Genomic DNA, 17,017 nt, shown 5'->3' with positions numbered 1-17,017 from the left:
GCGGAGCCGAACTCAGTAGACGGGGCCGGTGTACTTCTCGCCCGGTCCCGCGCCCGGCGCGTCCGGGTGCGCGGAGGCTTCGCGGAACGCACGCTGCAACGACTGCAGGCCCTCGCGAATCGGACCGGCGTGCGGGCCCAGGTACTCCACCGACGCGGTGACCAGACCGGCCAGTGCGGTGATGACCCGGCGCGCCTCGTCCAGATCCAGATGCGGGCTCGCGGACGGATCGGCGTCGCCCAGGCCCAGCTTCTCCGCGGCGGAACTCATCAGCATGACGGCCGCGCGGCTGATAACCTCGACCGCCGGGATCTCGGCCAGCTCACGCACGGCCTCGCCCTCGATGAGGTCCGATTCCCGCTCGTTCAAAGACGCCTCGCTCATGGGTAGAGCATGGCATCGAGCGGGTTGTCAATGGTCGAGGGGGCTGCCGATTCGGCGGTTCGGCCCGAGGCTGTTAGACTCTCCTGCGACGACCGCCCCGGACTCCGGTTCAGGGCATCAAGTGGAGCCCGACTCCCACCGTCTGCCGGTCTAGAACCAGGTTTACGGTCCGGTCGCTCACCTTTTTCTGGTGAGTCAACTGTATGGGTTTGCCCTGTACAGGCGCGATGCGAGTAGTTTGCGTCGCGGACCGGTCGACTCGGGCCCCGTGTTGGAGAAATACCAACCCGGGGCTTTCGTGTTGAAATTGGGGTTGCAGTTATTGCTTGCGGTCGTTGACGAACCGCTTGACCTAGGAGGCCCCATCAGCACTGAGACTCGCATCAACGATCGCATCCGCGTACCCGAGGTCCGCCTCATCGGACCGGGTGGTGAGCAGGTCGGGATCGTGCGTGTTGAAGATGCACTACGCGTCGCCATGGAGGCCGACCTCGACCTGGTCGAGGTGGCACCGGACGCGCGTCCACCCGTTTGCAAGATCATGGACTACGGCAAGTTCAAGTACGAGACCGCGCAGAAGGCGCGTGAGTCCCGGAAGAACCAGGTCCAGACCGTGATCAAGGAGCAGAAGCTCCGACCGAAGATCGACGATCACGACTACGAGACCAAGAAGCGCAACGTCGTTCGCTTCCTCGAGGCCGGATCCAAGGTCAAGGTCACGATCATGTTCCGTGGTCGTGAGCAGTCCCGGCCGGAACTCGGTTTCCGGCTGCTGCAGCGGCTGGCCTCCGACGTCGCCGATCTCGGTTTCGTCGAAACCTCGGCCAAGCAGGACGGCCGAAACATGACCATGGTCCTCGCCCCGCACAAGGGCGCGAAGACGCGGGTGAAGGCTCAGAACGAGGCCAGCTCGGCACCGCAGCGCAGCAGTGCGCCCGCGCCCGCGGCCCCGGCCGAGGCTCCGGCTCCCGAAGCCGCTCCGGCTCCGGCTGCCACCCCGCCGCAGTAATAACGAACAGCATTGGCGGAAGCGCGCTTCGGCGCGCCTCCGGCACGAGACAGATTGAGGATTCCATGCCGAAGATGAAGAAGCACAGCGGCGCCTCGAAGCGATTCAAGGTGTCCGGTGCGGGCAAGCTGCTGCGTCAGCAGGCGAACCGTCGCCACCTGCTCGAGCACAAGCCGTCCACCCGGACTCGTCGTCTGGACGGCACGGAGGTCGTCGCGAAGGCGGACGTCCCGCGCGTCAAGAAGCTGCTCGGCCTCTAAGGCTGCGCAAGCACCTCGCGTTCTCGAACGCCATCCCCGACTAACTTCGGGCGCGAAAGCTGCGCCCGCCCAATCGATCAAGGACTGACAAGTGGCACGCGTCAAAAGGGCCGTCAACGCTCAGAAGAAGCGCCGTTCCGTTCTCGAGGCCTCCAAGGGCTACCGCGGCCAGCGCTCGCGGCTGTACCGCAAGGCCAAGGAACAGCAGCTGCACTCGCTCACCTACGCCTACCGCGACCGCCGCGCGCGCAAGGGTGACTTCCGCAAGCTGTGGATCGCTCGTATCAACGCCGGCGCGCGTCTGAACGACATGACCTACAACCGCTTCATCCAGGGCCTCAAGGCCGCGGGTGTCGAGGTCGACCGCAAGATCCTCGCCGAGCTGGCCGTCTCCGACGCCGCCGCGTTCGCCGGTCTGGTCGCCATCGCGAAGGCCGCTCTCCCGGCCGACGTCAACGCCCCGGCTGCGTAAGCTGCCGCTGCGTGACAACGCAACAGCATTCGGAACGACCCGTGGAAGCGCTCTCCGAGCGCAATCCGCGGGTCGTTTCCGCTGTCAAGCTGCACCGGGCGCCGGTGCGGCGCAAATCCGGCCTGTTCCTGGCCGAGGGACCCAATTCGGTGGAATCCGCACTGGATACGGGTCGTGTCGAGGAACTGTTCTATTCGCTGAAGGCCGCGGGCCGTGAGCACGAGCTGGTCGCGGGCGCCGCGGCCAACGGTGTGCGCACGACCCTGGTGAGTGATCGCGCGGCGGAGGCGCTGGGGGAGACGGTGACTCCGCCCGGGCTGGTCGCGGTGTGCCGTCAGATCGATGTGCCGCTGACCGAGATCCTGGAGTCCGCGCCCCGGCTGCTGGCCGTCCCGGTCGCCATGTCCGATCCGGGCAACGCCGGCACCCTGATTCGGGTCGCCGACGCGGTGGGCGCGAACGGGGTCGTGCTGGCCGGTGATTCGGTCGATCCGCACAACGGCAAGAGCGTGCGCGCGGCGGCCGGGAGCCTGTTCCACGTGCCGATCGCCCGGGACCGCGATATCGACGCGGTGCTGCAGGCGTTGCGCGCGGCGGGCATCACGGTGCTGGCCACCGCCGCCAAGGGCGAGGTCGACCTGGATTCGGCCGACGAGATTCTGCGCGGGCCGGTGGCCTGGCTCTTCGGCAACGAGGCGCACGGTCTCGATCCGGAAATCTCCCGGCGCGCCGACCACCGCATTCGCATTCCGATTCGCGGTCGTGCGGAAAGCTTGAACCTGGCCGCGGCGGCATCCATCTGCCTGTACGCCAGCTCGCGCGTCCAGCACGCGAAGTAGATCGCATACACCACACGCCGACCGCCGCCGGGCGGGCGGCGTGCGACGGTTCACCATGATCGTCAAGCTCGGGAGGGGAGCGGACATGCGCGCGGGACGAGGACGGACGTGGGTGGCGGGCGGTCGCGGGCTCGCGCTGACCGCGCTGCTCGGAGTGGCGGCGCTGCTGCCTGGTGCACCGGCGACGGCGGAGTCCGCACCGGCCTGGGGTCCGTGCCCGGCCGAAGCTGGAGCCGAGAAGGCCTCGTGCGCAACGGTATCGGTGCCGATGAACTACGCCGACCCGGACGGTGCGCGGATCGAGGTCATGGTCAGCCGGATTCCGGCGCTGGACCCGGCCCGCAGCCGCGGCGCGCTGTTCGGCAATCCCGGTGGGCCCGGCGGTGATTCGCTGAGTTTCTGGTCGGGACCCAGCACGCGGGTGCCGCAGTTGCGGGAGTTCGACCTGTTCGCCGTGCAGCCGCGCGGGCTGCGCTGGTCCACGCCCCTGTCCTGCTCGTCGCTGCTGGACATCGCGCCGATCACCGATCGCGCCGCCTGCGAGGTGGCTCGGCCCGGCTACCCCGCGACCGTGACCAGCGAATCGGTCGCGCGCGATATGGACGCGGTCCGGGAAGCGCTGGGACTGGACCGGATCAGCTTCTTCGGGGTGTCCTGGGGGACGTATCTGGGCGCGGTGTACGCGACCCTGTTCCCCGGGCGCGTCGACAAACTGGTGCTGGACTCCAATGTCGATCCGAACGTGAGCTGGGTCGACCAGGTCGCCCGCGTGCCCGCCGGCGTCGCCGACAGGCTGAACGACATCTTCGACTGGATCGCGGCCAACGACTCGATCTACGGTCTCGGCGCGACCCGCGACGAGGTGCTCGCGGAGTGGAAACGCCAGTCCGCGAGCCAATCCGGCGGCTGGTCCTCGCCCATCGTCGGCGCCACCACCTACGCGGCCTACGGGCGATCGGCATGGCCGTACCTCGCCCAGGGCATGCGCGAATACCGGGACGATCCGGAGCAGCTGCGATTCCTGAAGTACCTCGCGCGCCCGGCGGCGGTGTCGGACATGACATCGGGCTGGATGCGGGACGCCACCCGCTGCAACGAGGACAGCGGCCTGAACCCCGCGGCCCTGACCACGATGGCCGTCACCCTGCTCACCGACAGCGATCCCTTCGCGCAGCAGGAGGCTCTCATGCGCGCCGGAATCACCTGTGCCGCTTGGCCGCAGACCACCCGCCGCGTACCGGTCGACGGCGCCGGCCTCGCCGTGCGCCCGATGTTGGTGCAGAGCCCACGCGATCCGGCCACCTCCGGCGCCCCCGCCATGGCCGCCGCGCTCGGCGGCGACATCCTCTGGGTCGAGGGCGGCGATCACGGCCACTTCACCCGCCCCAACCCCACCCTCAACACGGCGGTCCTGCACTACCTCCGCACCGGTGAGTTCACCATCGATTCTGCCCCCGAGGCCCCCATCACCACCCCGAACCCGCCGACTGTGGTGCCCGGCGCCCGCTGACCGCCCGGCCCACACCCGATGGGTGACCGCCGCCAACGGCCACCACACTCGTTGCGCCACCCGGGCTTTCGTCTCCATCGACGCCGCGGGCTCTCGGGACAGCCTGTGGTACCTGTGCCGGCCGCGGTGCTACTCGTCGCCCTGCTCGTGTGGATCCCGGCTCCGCGGCGCTAGGGAGTGCCGAATACCGGGAAATCCGGTGTGGGGCAGGGCTGTCAGGGGTTTCCGGAGTTTCGGGCAGGCCGTTTCGAAGGGGCCGGGTCGAGGTCGTGACCGTCTCACCGCGCGCCGCTGAACCGTGGTGGCGGCAACCGCGCCGCCGCCACGGCGGGTGTCAGTTGCCGGGCTCGATCAGCTGGATGTCGAGCTCGATCTCGATGGTGTCGCTCACCAGCATGGTCGGGATGCCGGGGGCGATCCCGAACGCGCTGCGGTCGATCGTGCCCCGGGCGGCGAAGCCGGCGTGGTGTTTGTTGTCGAGCGGGAACAGCTGCACCCCACCCCATTCCACGTGCAGGGTGACCGGCTTGCTGACGTCGCCGATCGTGCTGAGGCCGGTGACGTCGAACTCGTCGGTGATGGCCACCGGCTCGGGTACCCGGAAGGTCAGGTGCGGGATCTTCGTGACATCGAGGATGTCCGCGCCGCGCACGTAGTTGTCGCGGAACTCGTTGCCGGTGTCGAAGGAGTCGAAGTAGATGGTGGCCTCGATGGCCGCGGCGCCGTTCTCGTCGACGATGAATCCGGCGTCGAAATGGTTGAACCGGCCCCGGACCTTCGAGATGCCGAGGTGCTTGACGGTGAAGTGCACGGCGGAGTGCGCGGTGTCGAGGGTCCAGGAGCCGGGGGCGATAACTGTCTGCTCGGAGGTCGTCATGGCGCACAGACTAGGCGGCGTCTATGCCCCTGTGCCGCACCGGTTCCCGCGTGTTTCCGCAGCTCGCCGGGTATGTCCGGGTCTGTGGTGGTCGCGCTCGGGCGCCCGCCTCGGTGCGGGCACAAGTTACGCGCGGGTAGGGTACTGAAGTGAGCGATGCAACGCGTGTCTACGCCCGAATCTTCGTCCGGACTGCTCCGCTGTTCGGTGTCCTCCTGGCCGGCTATTTCGTGATCCTCGGCGGCGGCGCCGGTGGCGCCGTACTGGTGGGCGTGGTGGGCGGATTGCTTTTCGGCGCGATCATGGCCCTGCTGCTCGGCACCATCAGCATTCGGTCGGTGCGCCGGATCGGCGGCGAGTCGGCCACGAACGCGCCGGTCCGCCAGCAGCTCACCACGGTTCTGATCGCGGAACCGATCGCGGTGTTCGAGGCCGTCGATCATCTGATCCAGGGTTCAGGCGCGCGGGTGTCCCAGCGCGACGTGACCGCGGGCCGCATCGACGCCCGCACGGGGTTCTCCTGGAAGAGCTGGGGCGAACGGCTGTCGGCCACCGTGCTGTCCCTGGGCGACGGCCGCACCGAGGTGCGCATCGAGAGCCGGCCCAGGTTCCCCGGCACCGCGGTCGACTACGGCAAGAACCTGCAGAACGTCCGGCAGTTGGACGAGGGGCTGAAGGCGCTCTTCCCGGGGCGGGGGCCGGGCACGGCGATTTAGTGTGCTGAACGGTTGCCCTTAGGCTGACCCGGTGACGTCCCCCGGTACCCTGCGCTCAGGCGCGCTCTCGCTCGCCTCCAGCGTGGTGATCGGGGTGGCCTCGGCGGGGCCCGCGTACAGCATCACCGCGACCCTCGGGCTGGTGGTGGTCGCGGTGGGCGCGCAGGCGCCGGTGATCGTGCTGCTGGCGTTCGTGCCGATGCTGCTGGTGGCCATCGGGTATCGGGAACTCAATGCGGTGGAACCGGATCCGGGCACCACGTTCGTGTGGGCGACGCGGGCGTTCGGGCCGTTCGCCGGGTGGATGTCGGGGTGGGCGATCGTCGTCTCGGATCTGCTGGTGATGGCGAGCCTGGCGCAGATCAGCTCGCAGTTCACCTTCCACCTGGTCGGTGCGCACGGGATCGGGGCGGACGCGACCAGCCCGTGGGTGCTGTTGCTGGGTATTGCCTATCTGGTGGTCATGACCCTGGTGGCGCTGTACGGAATCGATGTGTCGGCGCGGCTGCAATCGTGGTTGCTCACCGTGGAATTCGGCATGCTCGTTGTGTTCTCGGTGGTGGCGCTGGCGCGGGTGGCGCTCGGGCACGGGCCGGCCGGGTCGGGTCTGCCGCACTGGTCCTGGTTCAACCCGTTCGAGCTCGGGTCGTTCTCGGACTTCGTGACGGCCATGCTGCTGATGGTGTTCATCTATTGGGGCTGGGATTCCGCGGTCGCGGTGAATCAGGAGACGGTGGATCCGCGCCGCACGCCCGGGCGCGCGGCGGTGCTGTCGACCGTGACCCTGGTCGCGCTGTATCTGCTGGTCACGGTCGCGAGCCAGGCGTTCGCGGGGACCGGGACCACCGGGCTGGGCCTGGCGAATCCGTACCACGCCGACGATGTGCTCGGCGCGCTGGGCGAGGCGGTGTTCGGCGACGGGGTCGTGGGCGCCGTGCTGGTGCATCTGCTGTTCCTGATGGTGCTCACCTCGGCGGCCGCGTCCACCCAGACCACGATTCTGCCCACCGCCCGCGCCACCTACTCGATGGCGCTGCACCACGCGCTGCCCGCCGCGTTCGGGCGGATCCATCCCCGCTTCCGTACCCCGTCGTTCTCGACGATCGTGTTCGGCGCGGCCTCGGTGGTGCTGTACGTGGCCCTGAACTTCGCCTCCGGTGGCAGGCTGATCGCGCAGGCGGTCACCGCGATCGGCATCTCGATCGGGGTGTACTACGGACTCACCGGCCTCAGCTGCGCGTGGCTCTATCGCGATCGATTCGCTTCCGGTGCAAGGACTTTCATCGTCAAGGGCGTGCTGCCCGCGGTGGGCGGCTGTGCGCTGCTCTTCGCCGCGGCCTGGACCGCGGTCACCTCCTGGTGGGTCGAGGACGCGGGGTCCTCGTGGCAGCTGCCCTTCGCGCCGCACTGGGAGATCGGGGCCACCTTCCTGCTCGGCGTCGGCACGCTGGCGCTGGGTGTCCCGATCTACCTGGCGCTGGCCGGGCTCATGCCGCCGTTCTTCCGCGGTGAGGTGCTCGCCCGCGAGCTGCCCGCCCCGACCGAGGAGATCATCGAGGCCGACGCCCCGGTGCCGGGCCGGGCGGGCTAGTCGCCCAGTTCCTCGAGGTTGTCCAGCAGGTCCCGGGCCCAGGGCGCGTCGACCGCGTCGGGACCGACCACCTGCATGGCGGTCATATCGGTGAGCAGCATGCCGGTGGCCATGAATCGGCGGACCTCGAGGATCGAGGCGCCGGTCAGGTCGCGGGCGAGGGTGTAGATGCGGCCGAATCGCTCCCGCACCTCGTTGCCGATGGCCGGGTCGCTGCTGGCGGCGAAACCGTGCAGCAGCATGAGCGGGCGGGCGCGTTCGGTCAGGAAGATGTTGTAGCTCTGGCCCATGGCCCGCAGCCGCTCGTCGGGGGTGGCGGTGGCTGGGGCCTGTTCGACGGCCTCGCGGAAGACCTCTTCGATGCGGTCGCACCCCAGGCGCAGTGCGGCCAGGAACAGCTGCTGCTTGGTCCCGAACAGTCGGATGACGTACGGCTGCGACACTCCCGCCCGGCGCGCGATCTCATCGGTTTTCGTTGCGGCGTAACCGGATTCGGCGAACGCGGAAATGGCGGCCTCGAGCACCTGTTCGCCCCGCTCGCTGGCGGTCATCCGTGTCTTCGTCATGGCAGCCGGGCTCCTCGTCGCTGGGGAATCGTTCTCGCCCGGTATATGTTATCAGTCAATGCGTACTTGCCGGGTGAGACTCCGTGTTCAGCGTTCGGGCTCGGTGATGAGCAGGAAGCGGCCGTTGCCCCGGCGTTCGTACTTTTCCGACACCCGGACATCCAGCAGGGCGGGCGGGGTGACCGCGGCCAGGTCGATGGCCAGCGCGCCCGCGGGCAGATCGGTGAAGTACTGGCGCTCTTCGGGATTCAGGTCGGCGACCAGATCGGAGCAGGGGACGGGCTTGGCTTCGGAGTGCCGGTGATCCCACGGGTAGAGGGCGGTGGCCAGGTGTGGGTTCTCGTTGTCCAGGACGTCGTCGAACTCGTAGTCCTCGTCGGCGGGGGTGGCGTCGATGCCGGCGGCCAGGGCCGTCCACCAGTCGACCAGTGAGCGCGCCTGCAGGGCCAGGGTGGCGTCGAAATCGGGGGAGCTGCCCAGGATCGGGCCCCAGTGGCCGGTCTCGCGGTCGATGTCCACGAAGTAGTGGTCGCCCGAGCCGCGGGCCATATACAGCTGCAGCGCAGAACCTTTCGGCCCGGTGTCGGACTCGCCGCCCACCGCGCCGTCCCAGCGCGGCGGTTCGTCGAGCTCGCGGCGCTCGTGTCCCGGCCCGAAGTACTCGCCCTCCACCAATAATCCGCCGACCTGCCGCAGGAGCGACCGCTCCGGCTCGGCCACCGGCACCGGAAACGCGTCGAGCTCGCTGTCGCTGAACCCGGAGAACAGCTGAACCACTTCGGATCGCCGCTGTGCCAGCGTCCGCAGTTTGGTTACGAGTTCTTCGACGACGGTGGTCATTGGAATCACCCCAAACATGTTCGTGGACTTGTGCTTGCCGAGCCTATCGGGTGTACGCGGGTGATGTGGGGCGAGTCGGCGCTGTACGCCGCCCGGCGGCCGGGGTGTCCGCGATCGCCTGTTGACTTGTTATCAGTCGATGCATACTCTCTAGTTATCAGTCGATAACAACAAGGGTTGGTCATGACTTCGACACTCGAAAACTCCTCGGGGGCAACGGTGGCCGGTAAGCCGCCGCGGTCCCTGGCCGCGGTCCTGGTGGCCGTGGGCATTCCGATGTTCATGGTGACGCTGGACAATCTGGTCGTCACCAACGCGCTGCCGGTGATCCGCACCGAACTCGGCGCCTCGCTGTCGGATCTGCAGTGGTTCGTGAACGCCTACACGTTGTCGTTCGCCTCGCTGATCCTGACCGCGTCGGCGCTCGGCGACCGGATCGGGCGGCGGCGGCTGTTCCTGATCGGCATCGCGGTGTTCACCGCGGCCTCGGCGGCCTGCGCGGTCGCCAGTGAGCCGTGGATGCTGATCGCGGCGCGGGCGGTGCAGGGGCTCGGCGCGGCGGCGGTGCTGCCGCTGTCGCTACCGCTGCTGGCGGCGGCGGTCCCGGAGAAGATGCGCAGCGCGGCCATCGGCATCTGGGGCGGCATCGCCGGACTCGGTGTGGCGCTGGGCCCGGTGGTGGGCGGCGCGGTCGTGGACGGGCTGAGCTGGCAGTGGATCTTCTGGCTGAACGTGCCGATCGGCATTCTGGCGCTGCCGTTCGTGGCCCGTGTGCTCGATGAATCCTTCGGCAGCACAAGGCGTCTGGACATCGCCGGGCTGCTGCTGTCGGCCGGCGGCGTGCTGGCGGTGGTCTGGGGCGTCATCCACGGCGCCGACGACGGCTGGACCTCGGCCCCGGTGCTGGGCGGATTGCTCGGTGGCGCGGTGCTTTTCGTGGCCTTCATCGTGTGGGAGCGCCGCACCGCCGAGCCGATGCTGCCGCTGCGCCTGTTCTCGAACCGCGGCTTCAGCCTCATCAACACCACGATGCTCACCTTCTCGGTGGGCGTGTTCGGCTCGATCTTCCTGCTGGCCCAGTTCTTCCAGGTGGTCAAGGGCTACAGCCCCTTCGAGGCCGGGGTGCGCACCATGCCCTGGACCATGGCCCCGATGGTGGTCGCCCCGCTCGCGGGACTGTTCGTGGACCGGGTCGGTCCCCGCGTGCTGGTCGCCACCGGCCAGGTGCTGCTGGCCGGCGCCCTGGGCTGGATGGCGCTGATCACCAGCGCCGACGTCGCCTACAGCGCGCTGGTGCTGCCGTTCATCATGGGCGGCGTCGGCATGGGCCTGACCTTCGCGCCCGCCGCGACGGTCGTCATGTCCAGCGCGAGTGCCGCCGATCAGGGCATGGCCTCGGGCACCAACAGCACGATTCGCGAGGTCGGCGTCGCCCTGGGCGTGGCGATCCTGGCCTCGGTGTTCGCCTCGCACGGTTCCTACACCGACCCGCAGAGCTACGTCGACGGCCTGGTACCCGCGGTCTGGGTGGGCGCGAGCATCGTCGCGGTCGGCGCGGTGGTCGCCGCGTTCCTGCCCGGCCGCCCGGCCGCCGGCGCGAAGACCGGCGAGACGGCGGCTTTCGCCCACTGAGCCCGACCGACGGCCCGGCGACCCGATGCCGGGAACCGATCGCCCCTTCCGGCAACGCCGCCGGAAGGGGCGATTCGCTTCCCCGTCGCCTGACCCGCGCGGGTGGCGCGCACCACGCCGCGAGGGTGCGCGCTGCCTGGGAGAAAAGCATGTGAAGTGGGCTGAGTACAACGCCTACGATTCGACCAGCAAGAATGGGGGCGGCAAACCGCCCGACCCGTACCAGCCAGGGGAGTGACGAACCATCGTGGCCGACGACATCGACCGTGCCGAGCAGAGTGTGGCGTTGACCGAGGAATCCCTCGCCGCCGCCGCGGAGGCCGCTGAGAAGGCGTTCGCCGCTGCCGCCGACCTGGAGGCGCTCGCGAGCGCCAAGACCGAGTTCATGGGCGGCAAGTCGCCGATCTCGCTGGCCCAGCGTTCGCTGGGCACGCTGCCGAAGGAGCAGAAGGCCGACGCGGGCAAGCTCGTGAACGTGGCTCGCCAGCGGGTGTCGCAGGCATACGAGGGCCGCAACGCCGAACTGCTCGCCGAGCGCGACGCGGCCGTACTGGTCGCCGAGGCCATCGACGTGACCGTGACCGCCCGCCGCGCGCCCGCCGGCGCGCGCCACCCCATCGCCGTGCTCTCCGAGCGCGTGGCCGACGTCTTCGTCGGCATGGGCTGGGAGGTCGCCGAGGGTCCCGAGGTCGAGACCGAGCACTTCAACTTCGACGCCCTGAACTTCCTGCCCGATCATCCCGCGCGCACGATGCAGGACACCTTCCACATCGCGCCCGAGGGCTCGCGCCAGGTGCTGCGCACTCACACCTCCCCGGTGCAGGTGCGATCCATGCTCACGCGCGAGCTGCCGATCTACGTGGTGTGCCCGGGCCGGACCTTCCGCACCGATGAGCTCGATGCCACGCACACCCCGGTGTTCTCGCAGGTCGAGGGTCTGGCCATCGACAAGGGCCTGACCATGGCGCACCTCAAGGGCACCCTGGATTCGTTCGCGCGCGCGCTGTTCGGCCCGAACACCACCACGCGCATGCGTCCCAGCTTCTTCCCGTTCACCGAGCCGTCGGCCGAGGTGGACGTGTGGTTCGAGGACAAGAAGGGCGGACCGGGCTGGGTCGAGTGGGGCGGCTGCGGCATGGTCAACCCGAAGGTGCTCATCGCCAGCGGGATCGATCCGGAGGTGTACACCGGATTCGCGTTCGGCATGGGTCTGGAGCGCACCCTGCAGTTCCGCAACGGACTGTCGGACATGCGCGACATCGTCGAGGGCGACGTGCGCTTCACGCTGCCCTTCGGCATCCAGTCCTAGCGCGCCACACTTCCCATCCCCTGAACACGGAAAGCGAAACGTCAAGTGCGAGTAGCGCAGTCCTGGCTGACGGAAATCCTGCAGCGCACCACCCCCGAGTGGTCGGTGACGCCGGACGAGCTCGACGCGGGTTTCGTCCGGGTCGGCCTGGAGGTCGAAGAGGTCGACTCGCTCGAGCGGATCGACGGCGATATCGAGCGCCCGCTGGTGGTGGGCCGGGTCGCCGAGATCACCGAGCTGACCGAGTTCAAGAAGCCGATCCGCTTCTGCAAGGTCGACGTCGGCAATCCGGAGCTCCAGGAGATCGTCTGCGGCGCGAGCAATTTCGCGGTCGGTGACCTGGTCGTGGTGATCCTGCCCGGCGGCGTGCTGCCCGGCGGCTTCACGATCACATCGCGGAAGACCTACGGGCACACCAGCAACGGCATGATCTGCTCGGTCGCCGAGCTCGGCATCGGCAAGGACGCCAACGGCATCCTGGTGCTCCGCCCGGGCACCGCCGAGCCGGGCGCCGACGCCAACGCGCTGCTGGGCCTGGACGACACCGTCATCGAGCTGGCCATCACCCCGGACCGCGGCTACGCCTTCTCCGCTCGCGGCCTGGCCCGCGACCTGGCCTGCGGCTTCGACCTGGAGTTCAGCGATCCGGCGGTGCGCCTGCTGCCCGACGCCGACGCGCCGGCCTGGCCCGTCACGCTCGAGCCCGAGTCGCTGTGCACCCGTTTCGCGGTGCGCCGGGTGACCGGTGTGGACCCGAAGGCGTTGAGCCCCTGGTGGTTGCAGCGCCGGTTGCTGCTCTCGGGCGTGCGCCCGATCTCTCCGGCGGTCGACGTCACCAACTACGTCATGCTCGAACTGGGCCAGCCGCTGCACGCCTTCGACGCGGTCAAGGTCGCGGGCGGCCTCGTGGTGCGCCGCGCGCGCAAGGGCGAGACCCTGCGCACCCTGGACGGCGTCGAGCGCACCCTCGACGCCGAGGACGTGGTGATCGCCGACGATTCCGGCGTCATCTCCCTGGCCGGGATCATGGGCGGCGCGAGCACCGAGGTCGGCGGGGAATCGACCGACATCGTGCTCGAGGCCGCCACCTGGAACCCGATCGCCGTGGCCCGCACCGCGCGCCGGCACAAGCTGGGCTCGGAGGCGAGCCGCCGGTTCGAGCGCGTGGTGGATCCCGAGCTCAATATCGCCGCACTCGATCGCGCGGCCACGCTGCTCGCCGAGATCGCCGGTGGCACGGTCGAATCCGTGCTCACCGACGTACGGGTGCCGGTTCCCGCCGCGCCCGTCATCACCATGGACATCGACCTGGCCGACCGCGTGGCCGGCGTGCACTACGAGCCCGGCGCGTCCACGCGTCGCCTGCAGCAGGTGGGCTGCGCGGTCGAGGTCGGGGTCAGCGAGGCCGGGCACCCGCAACTGTCGGTGACCCCGCCGAGCTGGCGGCCCGACCTCACCCAGCCCGTCGATCTGGTGGAGGAGGTGCTGCGGCTCGAGGGGCTGGACAAGATTCCGTCCGTGCTGCCGGCCGCCCCGGCCGGTCGCGGCCTGACCCCCGAACAGCGCCGCCGCCGCGCGGTGAGCCGGGCGCTGGCGTTCGAGGGCTGCGTCGAGGTGCCGCCGCCGGTCTTCATGTCCCGCGAGGTCTTCGACACCTGGGGCCTGCCGCAGGACGACGCCCGCCGCAACACCCTGCGTGTGCTCAACCCCCTGGATGCCGATCGCCCCGAGCTGGCCTCCACCCTGCTGCCCGGACTGCTGGAAGTGGCCGCCCGCAACATCTCTCGCGGTGAGCGCGACCTCGCCATCTACGGCATCGCGCAGGTCGTGCAGGCCACGCCGCAGACCGCGCCGGTCGGGCTGCTGCCGGTGGACCGGCGGCCCACCGACGCCGAGATCGCCGGACTCGACGCCTCGCTGCCGCACCAGCCGGTGCAGATCGCGGTCGTGCTGACCGGTCGCCGCGAGCCGAAGGGCCCGTGGGGCCAGGGCCGGATCGTCGAGGCGAGTGATGCTTTCGCGCTCGTGGACGCCGTGGCCGATGCCGCCAACGTCGTCATCGAGCGCCGGGCCGCGGCGTACCTGCCGTGGCATCCGGGCCGTTGCGCGGAGCTGGTGGTGGACGGCGTCGTCGTCGGTCACGCCGGTGAACTGCATCCGGCCGTGCTCGAGCGGTCGGGCCTGCCGCCGCGCACCTGCGCGGTGGAAATCGACCTCGATGCCCTGCCGGTGCGCGAATTGCGGCCCGCCCCCGTGGTTTCCGCCTTCCCGGCGGTGCTGCAGGACGTGTCGGTGAGCGTGGAGAAGTCGGTTCCGGCCGCGGCCGTGGAGAGCGCGCTGCGCGGTGGCGCGGGCGAGCTGCTCGAGAAGATCTCGCTCTTCGACGTGTACGAGGGCGCGCAGGCGGGCGAGGGCCGCAAGTCCCTGACCTACGCGCTGCGCTTCCGGGCCGCCGATCGCACCCTCACCGAGGACGAGGCGAGCGCGGCCCGTGACGCCGCGGTCGCCGCCGCGGCCGACACGGTCGGCGCGGTGCTGCGCGGATAGCGATTCGAGTTCGGGCGATGGCCCGTCGCGGGCGCTCACGGGTGTCGCGGCGGGCCATCGCCGATTCGCGAGGTAGGAAAGAACACATGCGACATCCGGCCACCCCCGTCCTCAATGCCCTGACCTATCACCCGGGGCGTCGCATCGTCATGACGCCCGCGGACTTCGGGCTGGCGTACGAGGATCTGTACCTGCCGACGGCGGACGGTGAGACCGTCAACGCCTGGTTCGTGCGCGCGGCCGGAAAACCGCTGGGGCACCTGCTGTTCGCGCACGGCAATGCCGGCAATATCGGGGATCGCTCGCCGATCCTGGCCATGCTCTCGGCGGCCGGGTTCGACGTGCTGGTGTTCGACTATCGCGGATTCGGCCGCAGCACCGGCCGTCCCGGGGAGCGCGGCACCTACCTCGATGCCCGCGCGGCCCGCGAAGCGCTGCTGGCCCAGCCCGGGATAGATTCCGGAAAGGTTGTCTACCTGGGGAAGTCGCTCGGCGGGGGCGTGCTCCTGGAGTTGGCGACCGCCCATCCGCCCGCCGCCATGGTGCTGATGTCCACCTTCACCGGACTGCGCGATGCCGCCGGGGCGGTGTACCCGTTCCTGCCGAAGATGTTCGTGCCCAACGCCTATCCCAGCATCGAGCGCATCCGGCGGCTGTCCTGCCCGGTGCTGGTCATGCACGGGGACTCCGACGAGTTGCTGCCGGTGCGCATGGGCCGCGCGCTGTTCGCGGCCGCGCCCGAGCCCAAGGAGCTCATCATCTATCCCGGTGGCGGCCACAACGATCTGGTCGCCATTCCGGGCTGGTCCGGTGCGCTGGCTCAGTGGGTCGGCGCCACGATCGGCAGCAGGTAGGTCCGGGCGAAACCCTCGATCTGCTCGCGGGTGTCCAGCGCGATGGTGGCCCGCGGCAGCAGGATCAGCGAATGCACCAGGCGGCACACGATTTCCGCGCGCGTGGTCAGATCGTCCGCCGGGGCCAGTAGCCCGCGCTCGACCGCGTTCTCCAGCAGCGCGGCGGTGACGCCCACCGCGAGGGTGAAGACCTCGCTGCCCTCGACGCTGAGTTTGGTCAGCACGCGGTCGGGTTCCAGGGTCAGCATGCGGGTGGCGACCGGATGTTCGCGCCAGTGCGTGAGGACCCCCAGGAACAGTTCGACCAGCATGCCGTCGAGGGTGTCGTGGCGGTCGGGGATCTGCGCCAGGTCGGTGAGCACCAGGCCCACTTCGCGATTGAACACCGCCTGGACCAGGTCGTCGCGGGAGCCGATGCGGCGGTAAACCGTCACTCGGTCGACCCCGGCTTCGCGGGCGACGTCCTCCAGGGTCGTCTTCTTGACCCCGACGCGTTCGAATTGGCGCAGCGCGGCGTCCAGGATCAGGGTCCGATCATCTTCGGTAACGCGGCTCGCGGGGGTGTTCGAGGCGGTCGGCACGGTTCAACGCTAGCAAAATCGAGGCGAACTGCAACAATCTGGAGCGATCTGTTGCTGCAACATTGCAATGCTATTTGTTGCACTGTACGGTTCGACACATGGTCGATCAGGACGGCGCAACGCGGCGCCAGTACCGCGACGAAGCACACGCCATCGCTCCGCGCGATGTGCACTTCGACTTCGAATCCGTTCCCATGCACTACATTCCGGGCGAGGCCCTGGCCACGCACATCGTCAATGTGATGCACCTGGTGCTGCCGGAAGGGGAGCGCGCCATGGCCGCCGCGCTCGCCGAGGCGCTGCCGTACATCGACGACGAGCGCCTGCGGGAGGAGGTGACCGGCTTCGTCGGCCAGGAATCCATGCACGCCAGCAGCCACGAGGCCGCACGGAATCATCTGCGCGATATCGGGCTGGACGTCGATACCTACGTCGACGCCATCGCCTGGCTGGTGGACCGGATTCTCGGCGACCACGGGCTCGCCGGGCGCGCCAAGCAGGAATGGCTCAAGGAACGGCTCGGCCTGTTCGCCGGCATGGAGCACTACACCGCGGTGCTCGGCGAATGGCTCCTGGAAGCCGACATCCTCGAGGCCAAGGGCATGCACCCGGCCATGCTGGATCTGGTGCGCTGGCACGGCGCGGAGGAGGTCGAGCACCGCAGCGTCGTCTACGACGCCTTCATGCACGTGGACGGGAGTTACGCGCGCAAGGCGCGGACCGCGATCCTGGCCAGCGCCACCCTGCTGCCGCTGTTCATCGTCTCGGCGGGCTACCTCTACCGCAAGGACCCGACCCCGGACAAGGGCCGCTCCTGGGGCCGGCAGTTCCTCGACGCCACCAAGCGCGGCGTAATCCCTAGCTGGACAGTATTTTTCACCGAGCTTCCGCGCTACCTGCGCCCCGGCTTCCATCCCTCCCAATTGGGTCCGATGGACAACGCCCTGCGCTACCTCGCCCACTCGCCCGCGGCCCGGGCGGCCCGGTGATGGCGGGGGTACCCGCGGAGCACGGCCTCGACGATGCGGCC

At 69.4% G+C, this 17,017-nt stretch carries 17 protein-coding genes; 12 read left to right on the top strand and 5 right to left on the bottom strand.

Annotated features, from left to right (window positions below):
- Nucleotides 1-12 precede the first annotated feature (12 nt).
- Nucleotides 13-384 (bottom strand): DUF1844 domain-containing protein, encoded by a 372-nt coding sequence (locus ACFVBH_RS36455; protein WP_379008877.1) that lies wholly within the window; start codon nt 382-384, stop codon nt 13-15.
- Nucleotides 385-697: 313 nt separating this feature from the next.
- Here ACFVBH_RS36455 and infC point away from each other — a divergent pair, with 313 nt between their 5' ends.
- The 5 genes from infC to ACFVBH_RS36430 all read left to right on the top strand — a co-directional run bounded on the left by infC (nt 698) and on the right by ACFVBH_RS36430 (nt 4,474).
- Nucleotides 698-1,393: a translation initiation factor IF-3 gene (gene infC, locus ACFVBH_RS36450; protein WP_354987851.1), complete on the top strand. Its 696-nt coding sequence runs from the start codon at nt 698-700 to the stop codon at nt 1,391-1,393.
- Between the two features lie 65 nt (nt 1,394-1,458).
- Entirely contained in the window at nt 1,459-1,653 is a 195-nt protein-coding gene (gene rpmI, locus ACFVBH_RS36445) for a 50S ribosomal protein L35 (protein ID WP_354987826.1), read from the top strand.
- Between the two features lie 91 nt (nt 1,654-1,744).
- Nucleotides 1,745-2,125 (top strand): 50S ribosomal protein L20, encoded by a 381-nt coding sequence (gene rplT, locus ACFVBH_RS36440; RefSeq protein WP_354987827.1) that lies wholly within the window; start codon nt 1,745-1,747, stop codon nt 2,123-2,125.
- A gap of 41 nt (nt 2,126-2,166) precedes the next feature.
- Entirely contained in the window at nt 2,167-2,964 is a 798-nt protein-coding gene (locus tag ACFVBH_RS36435; protein ID WP_379009808.1) for a TrmH family RNA methyltransferase, read from the top strand.
- Nucleotides 2,965-3,049: 85 nt separating this feature from the next.
- Nucleotides 3,050-4,474 carry an alpha/beta fold hydrolase gene (locus tag ACFVBH_RS36430; protein ID WP_379008874.1) on the top strand — a complete coding sequence of 475 codons (1,425 nt, stop codon included), beginning with the start codon at nt 3,050-3,052 and terminating at the stop codon, nt 4,472-4,474.
- A gap of 334 nt (nt 4,475-4,808) precedes the next feature.
- On the opposite strand, the gene ACFVBH_RS36425 is transcribed toward ACFVBH_RS36430, so the two are convergent.
- Nucleotides 4,809-5,351 carry a YceI family protein gene (locus ACFVBH_RS36425; protein ID WP_354987829.1) on the bottom strand — a complete coding sequence of 181 codons (543 nt, stop codon included), beginning with the start codon at nt 5,349-5,351 and terminating at the stop codon, nt 4,809-4,811.
- Nucleotides 5,352-5,500: 149 nt separating this feature from the next.
- Between ACFVBH_RS36425 and ACFVBH_RS36420 the strand changes: the two genes are divergently transcribed.
- Nucleotides 5,501-6,067, top strand: a complete 567-nt coding sequence (locus tag ACFVBH_RS36420; protein WP_379008871.1) for a hypothetical protein — start codon at nt 5,501-5,503, stop codon at nt 6,065-6,067.
- Nucleotides 6,068-6,098: 31 nt separating this feature from the next.
- Entirely contained in the window at nt 6,099-7,658 is a 1,560-nt protein-coding gene (locus ACFVBH_RS36415) for an APC family permease (protein WP_379008869.1), read from the top strand.
- Here the strand turns inward: ACFVBH_RS36415 and ACFVBH_RS36410 are convergent.
- Nucleotides 7,655-8,224 carry a TetR/AcrR family transcriptional regulator gene (locus ACFVBH_RS36410; protein WP_354987832.1) on the bottom strand — a complete coding sequence of 190 codons (570 nt, stop codon included), beginning with the start codon at nt 8,222-8,224 and terminating at the stop codon, nt 7,655-7,657. The two genes, ACFVBH_RS36415 and ACFVBH_RS36410, sit on opposite strands and share 4 nt — an antisense overlap.
- A gap of 87 nt (nt 8,225-8,311) precedes the next feature.
- Nucleotides 8,312-9,064, bottom strand: coding sequence for a hypothetical protein (locus tag ACFVBH_RS36405; RefSeq protein ID WP_354987833.1), 753 nt, complete (start codon nt 9,062-9,064; stop codon nt 8,312-8,314).
- 183 nt (nt 9,065-9,247) lie between these two features.
- On the opposite strand from ACFVBH_RS36405, the gene ACFVBH_RS36400 reads away from it, so the two are divergent.
- From ACFVBH_RS36400 to ACFVBH_RS36385, 4 genes are all read left to right on the top strand, one after another.
- The gene (locus tag ACFVBH_RS36400; RefSeq protein ID WP_354987834.1) at nt 9,248-10,696 is read left to right on the top strand and encodes an MFS transporter; all 1,449 of its coding nucleotides are present in this window, start codon (nt 9,248-9,250) and stop codon (nt 10,694-10,696) included.
- Nucleotides 10,697-10,943: 247 nt separating this feature from the next.
- Nucleotides 10,944-12,005: a phenylalanine--tRNA ligase subunit alpha gene (pheS, locus tag ACFVBH_RS36395; RefSeq protein WP_354987837.1), complete on the top strand. Its 1,062-nt coding sequence runs from the start codon at nt 10,944-10,946 to the stop codon at nt 12,003-12,005.
- A 45-nt stretch (nt 12,006-12,050) separates the two neighbouring features.
- Entirely contained in the window at nt 12,051-14,552 is a 2,502-nt protein-coding gene (pheT, locus tag ACFVBH_RS36390; RefSeq protein WP_379008865.1) for a phenylalanine--tRNA ligase subunit beta, read from the top strand.
- An 86-nt stretch (nt 14,553-14,638) separates the two neighbouring features.
- Entirely contained in the window at nt 14,639-15,406 is a 768-nt protein-coding gene (locus tag ACFVBH_RS36385) for an alpha/beta hydrolase (RefSeq protein ID WP_379008863.1), read from the top strand.
- Here the strand turns inward: ACFVBH_RS36385 and ACFVBH_RS36380 are convergent.
- Complete coding sequence (locus tag ACFVBH_RS36380) at nt 15,373-15,987, bottom strand: helix-turn-helix domain-containing protein (RefSeq protein ID WP_354987840.1); 615 nt, start codon at nt 15,985-15,987, stop codon at nt 15,373-15,375. The two genes, ACFVBH_RS36385 and ACFVBH_RS36380, sit on opposite strands and share 34 nt — an antisense overlap.
- 98 nt (nt 15,988-16,085) lie before the next feature.
- On the opposite strand from ACFVBH_RS36380, the gene ACFVBH_RS36375 reads away from it, so the two are divergent.
- On the top strand, nt 16,086-16,976 hold the full coding sequence (locus ACFVBH_RS36375; RefSeq protein ID WP_354987841.1) for a metal-dependent hydrolase: 891 nt from the start codon (nt 16,086-16,088) through the stop codon (nt 16,974-16,976).
- Nucleotides 16,977-17,017 lie beyond the last annotated feature (41 nt).

The organism is Nocardia sp. NPDC057668, from assembly GCF_042799795.1.
In the GTDB taxonomy this organism is placed as follows: domain Bacteria; phylum Actinomycetota; class Actinomycetes; order Mycobacteriales; family Mycobacteriaceae; genus Nocardia.
This window is presented reverse-complemented; position numbering and strand designations above follow the sequence as displayed.

Coding starts and splice junctions, on each gene's coding strand:
- ACFVBH_RS36455 (WP_379008877.1), bottom strand. CDS start 384: ATGAGCGAGGCGTCTTTGAACGAGCGGGAATCGGACCTCATCGAGGGC.
- rpmI (WP_354987826.1), top strand. CDS start 1,459: ATGCCGAAGATGAAGAAGCACAGCGGCGCCTCGAAGCGATTCAAGGTG.
- ACFVBH_RS36430 (WP_379008874.1), top strand. CDS start 3,050: ATGCGCGCGGGACGAGGACGGACGTGGGTGGCGGGCGGTCGCGGGCTC.
- ACFVBH_RS36425 (WP_354987829.1), bottom strand. CDS start 5,351: ATGACGACCTCCGAGCAGACAGTTATCGCCCCCGGCTCCTGGACCCTC.
- ACFVBH_RS36410 (WP_354987832.1), bottom strand. CDS start 8,224: ATGACGAAGACACGGATGACCGCCAGCGAGCGGGGCGAACAGGTGCTC.
- ACFVBH_RS36405 (WP_354987833.1), bottom strand. CDS start 9,064: ATGACCACCGTCGTCGAAGAACTCGTAACCAAACTGCGGACGCTGGCA.
- ACFVBH_RS36400 (WP_354987834.1), top strand. CDS start 9,248: ATGACTTCGACACTCGAAAACTCCTCGGGGGCAACGGTGGCCGGTAAG.
- ACFVBH_RS36385 (WP_379008863.1), top strand. CDS start 14,639: ATGCGACATCCGGCCACCCCCGTCCTCAATGCCCTGACCTATCACCCG.
- ACFVBH_RS36375 (WP_354987841.1), top strand. CDS start 16,086: ATGGTCGATCAGGACGGCGCAACGCGGCGCCAGTACCGCGACGAAGCA.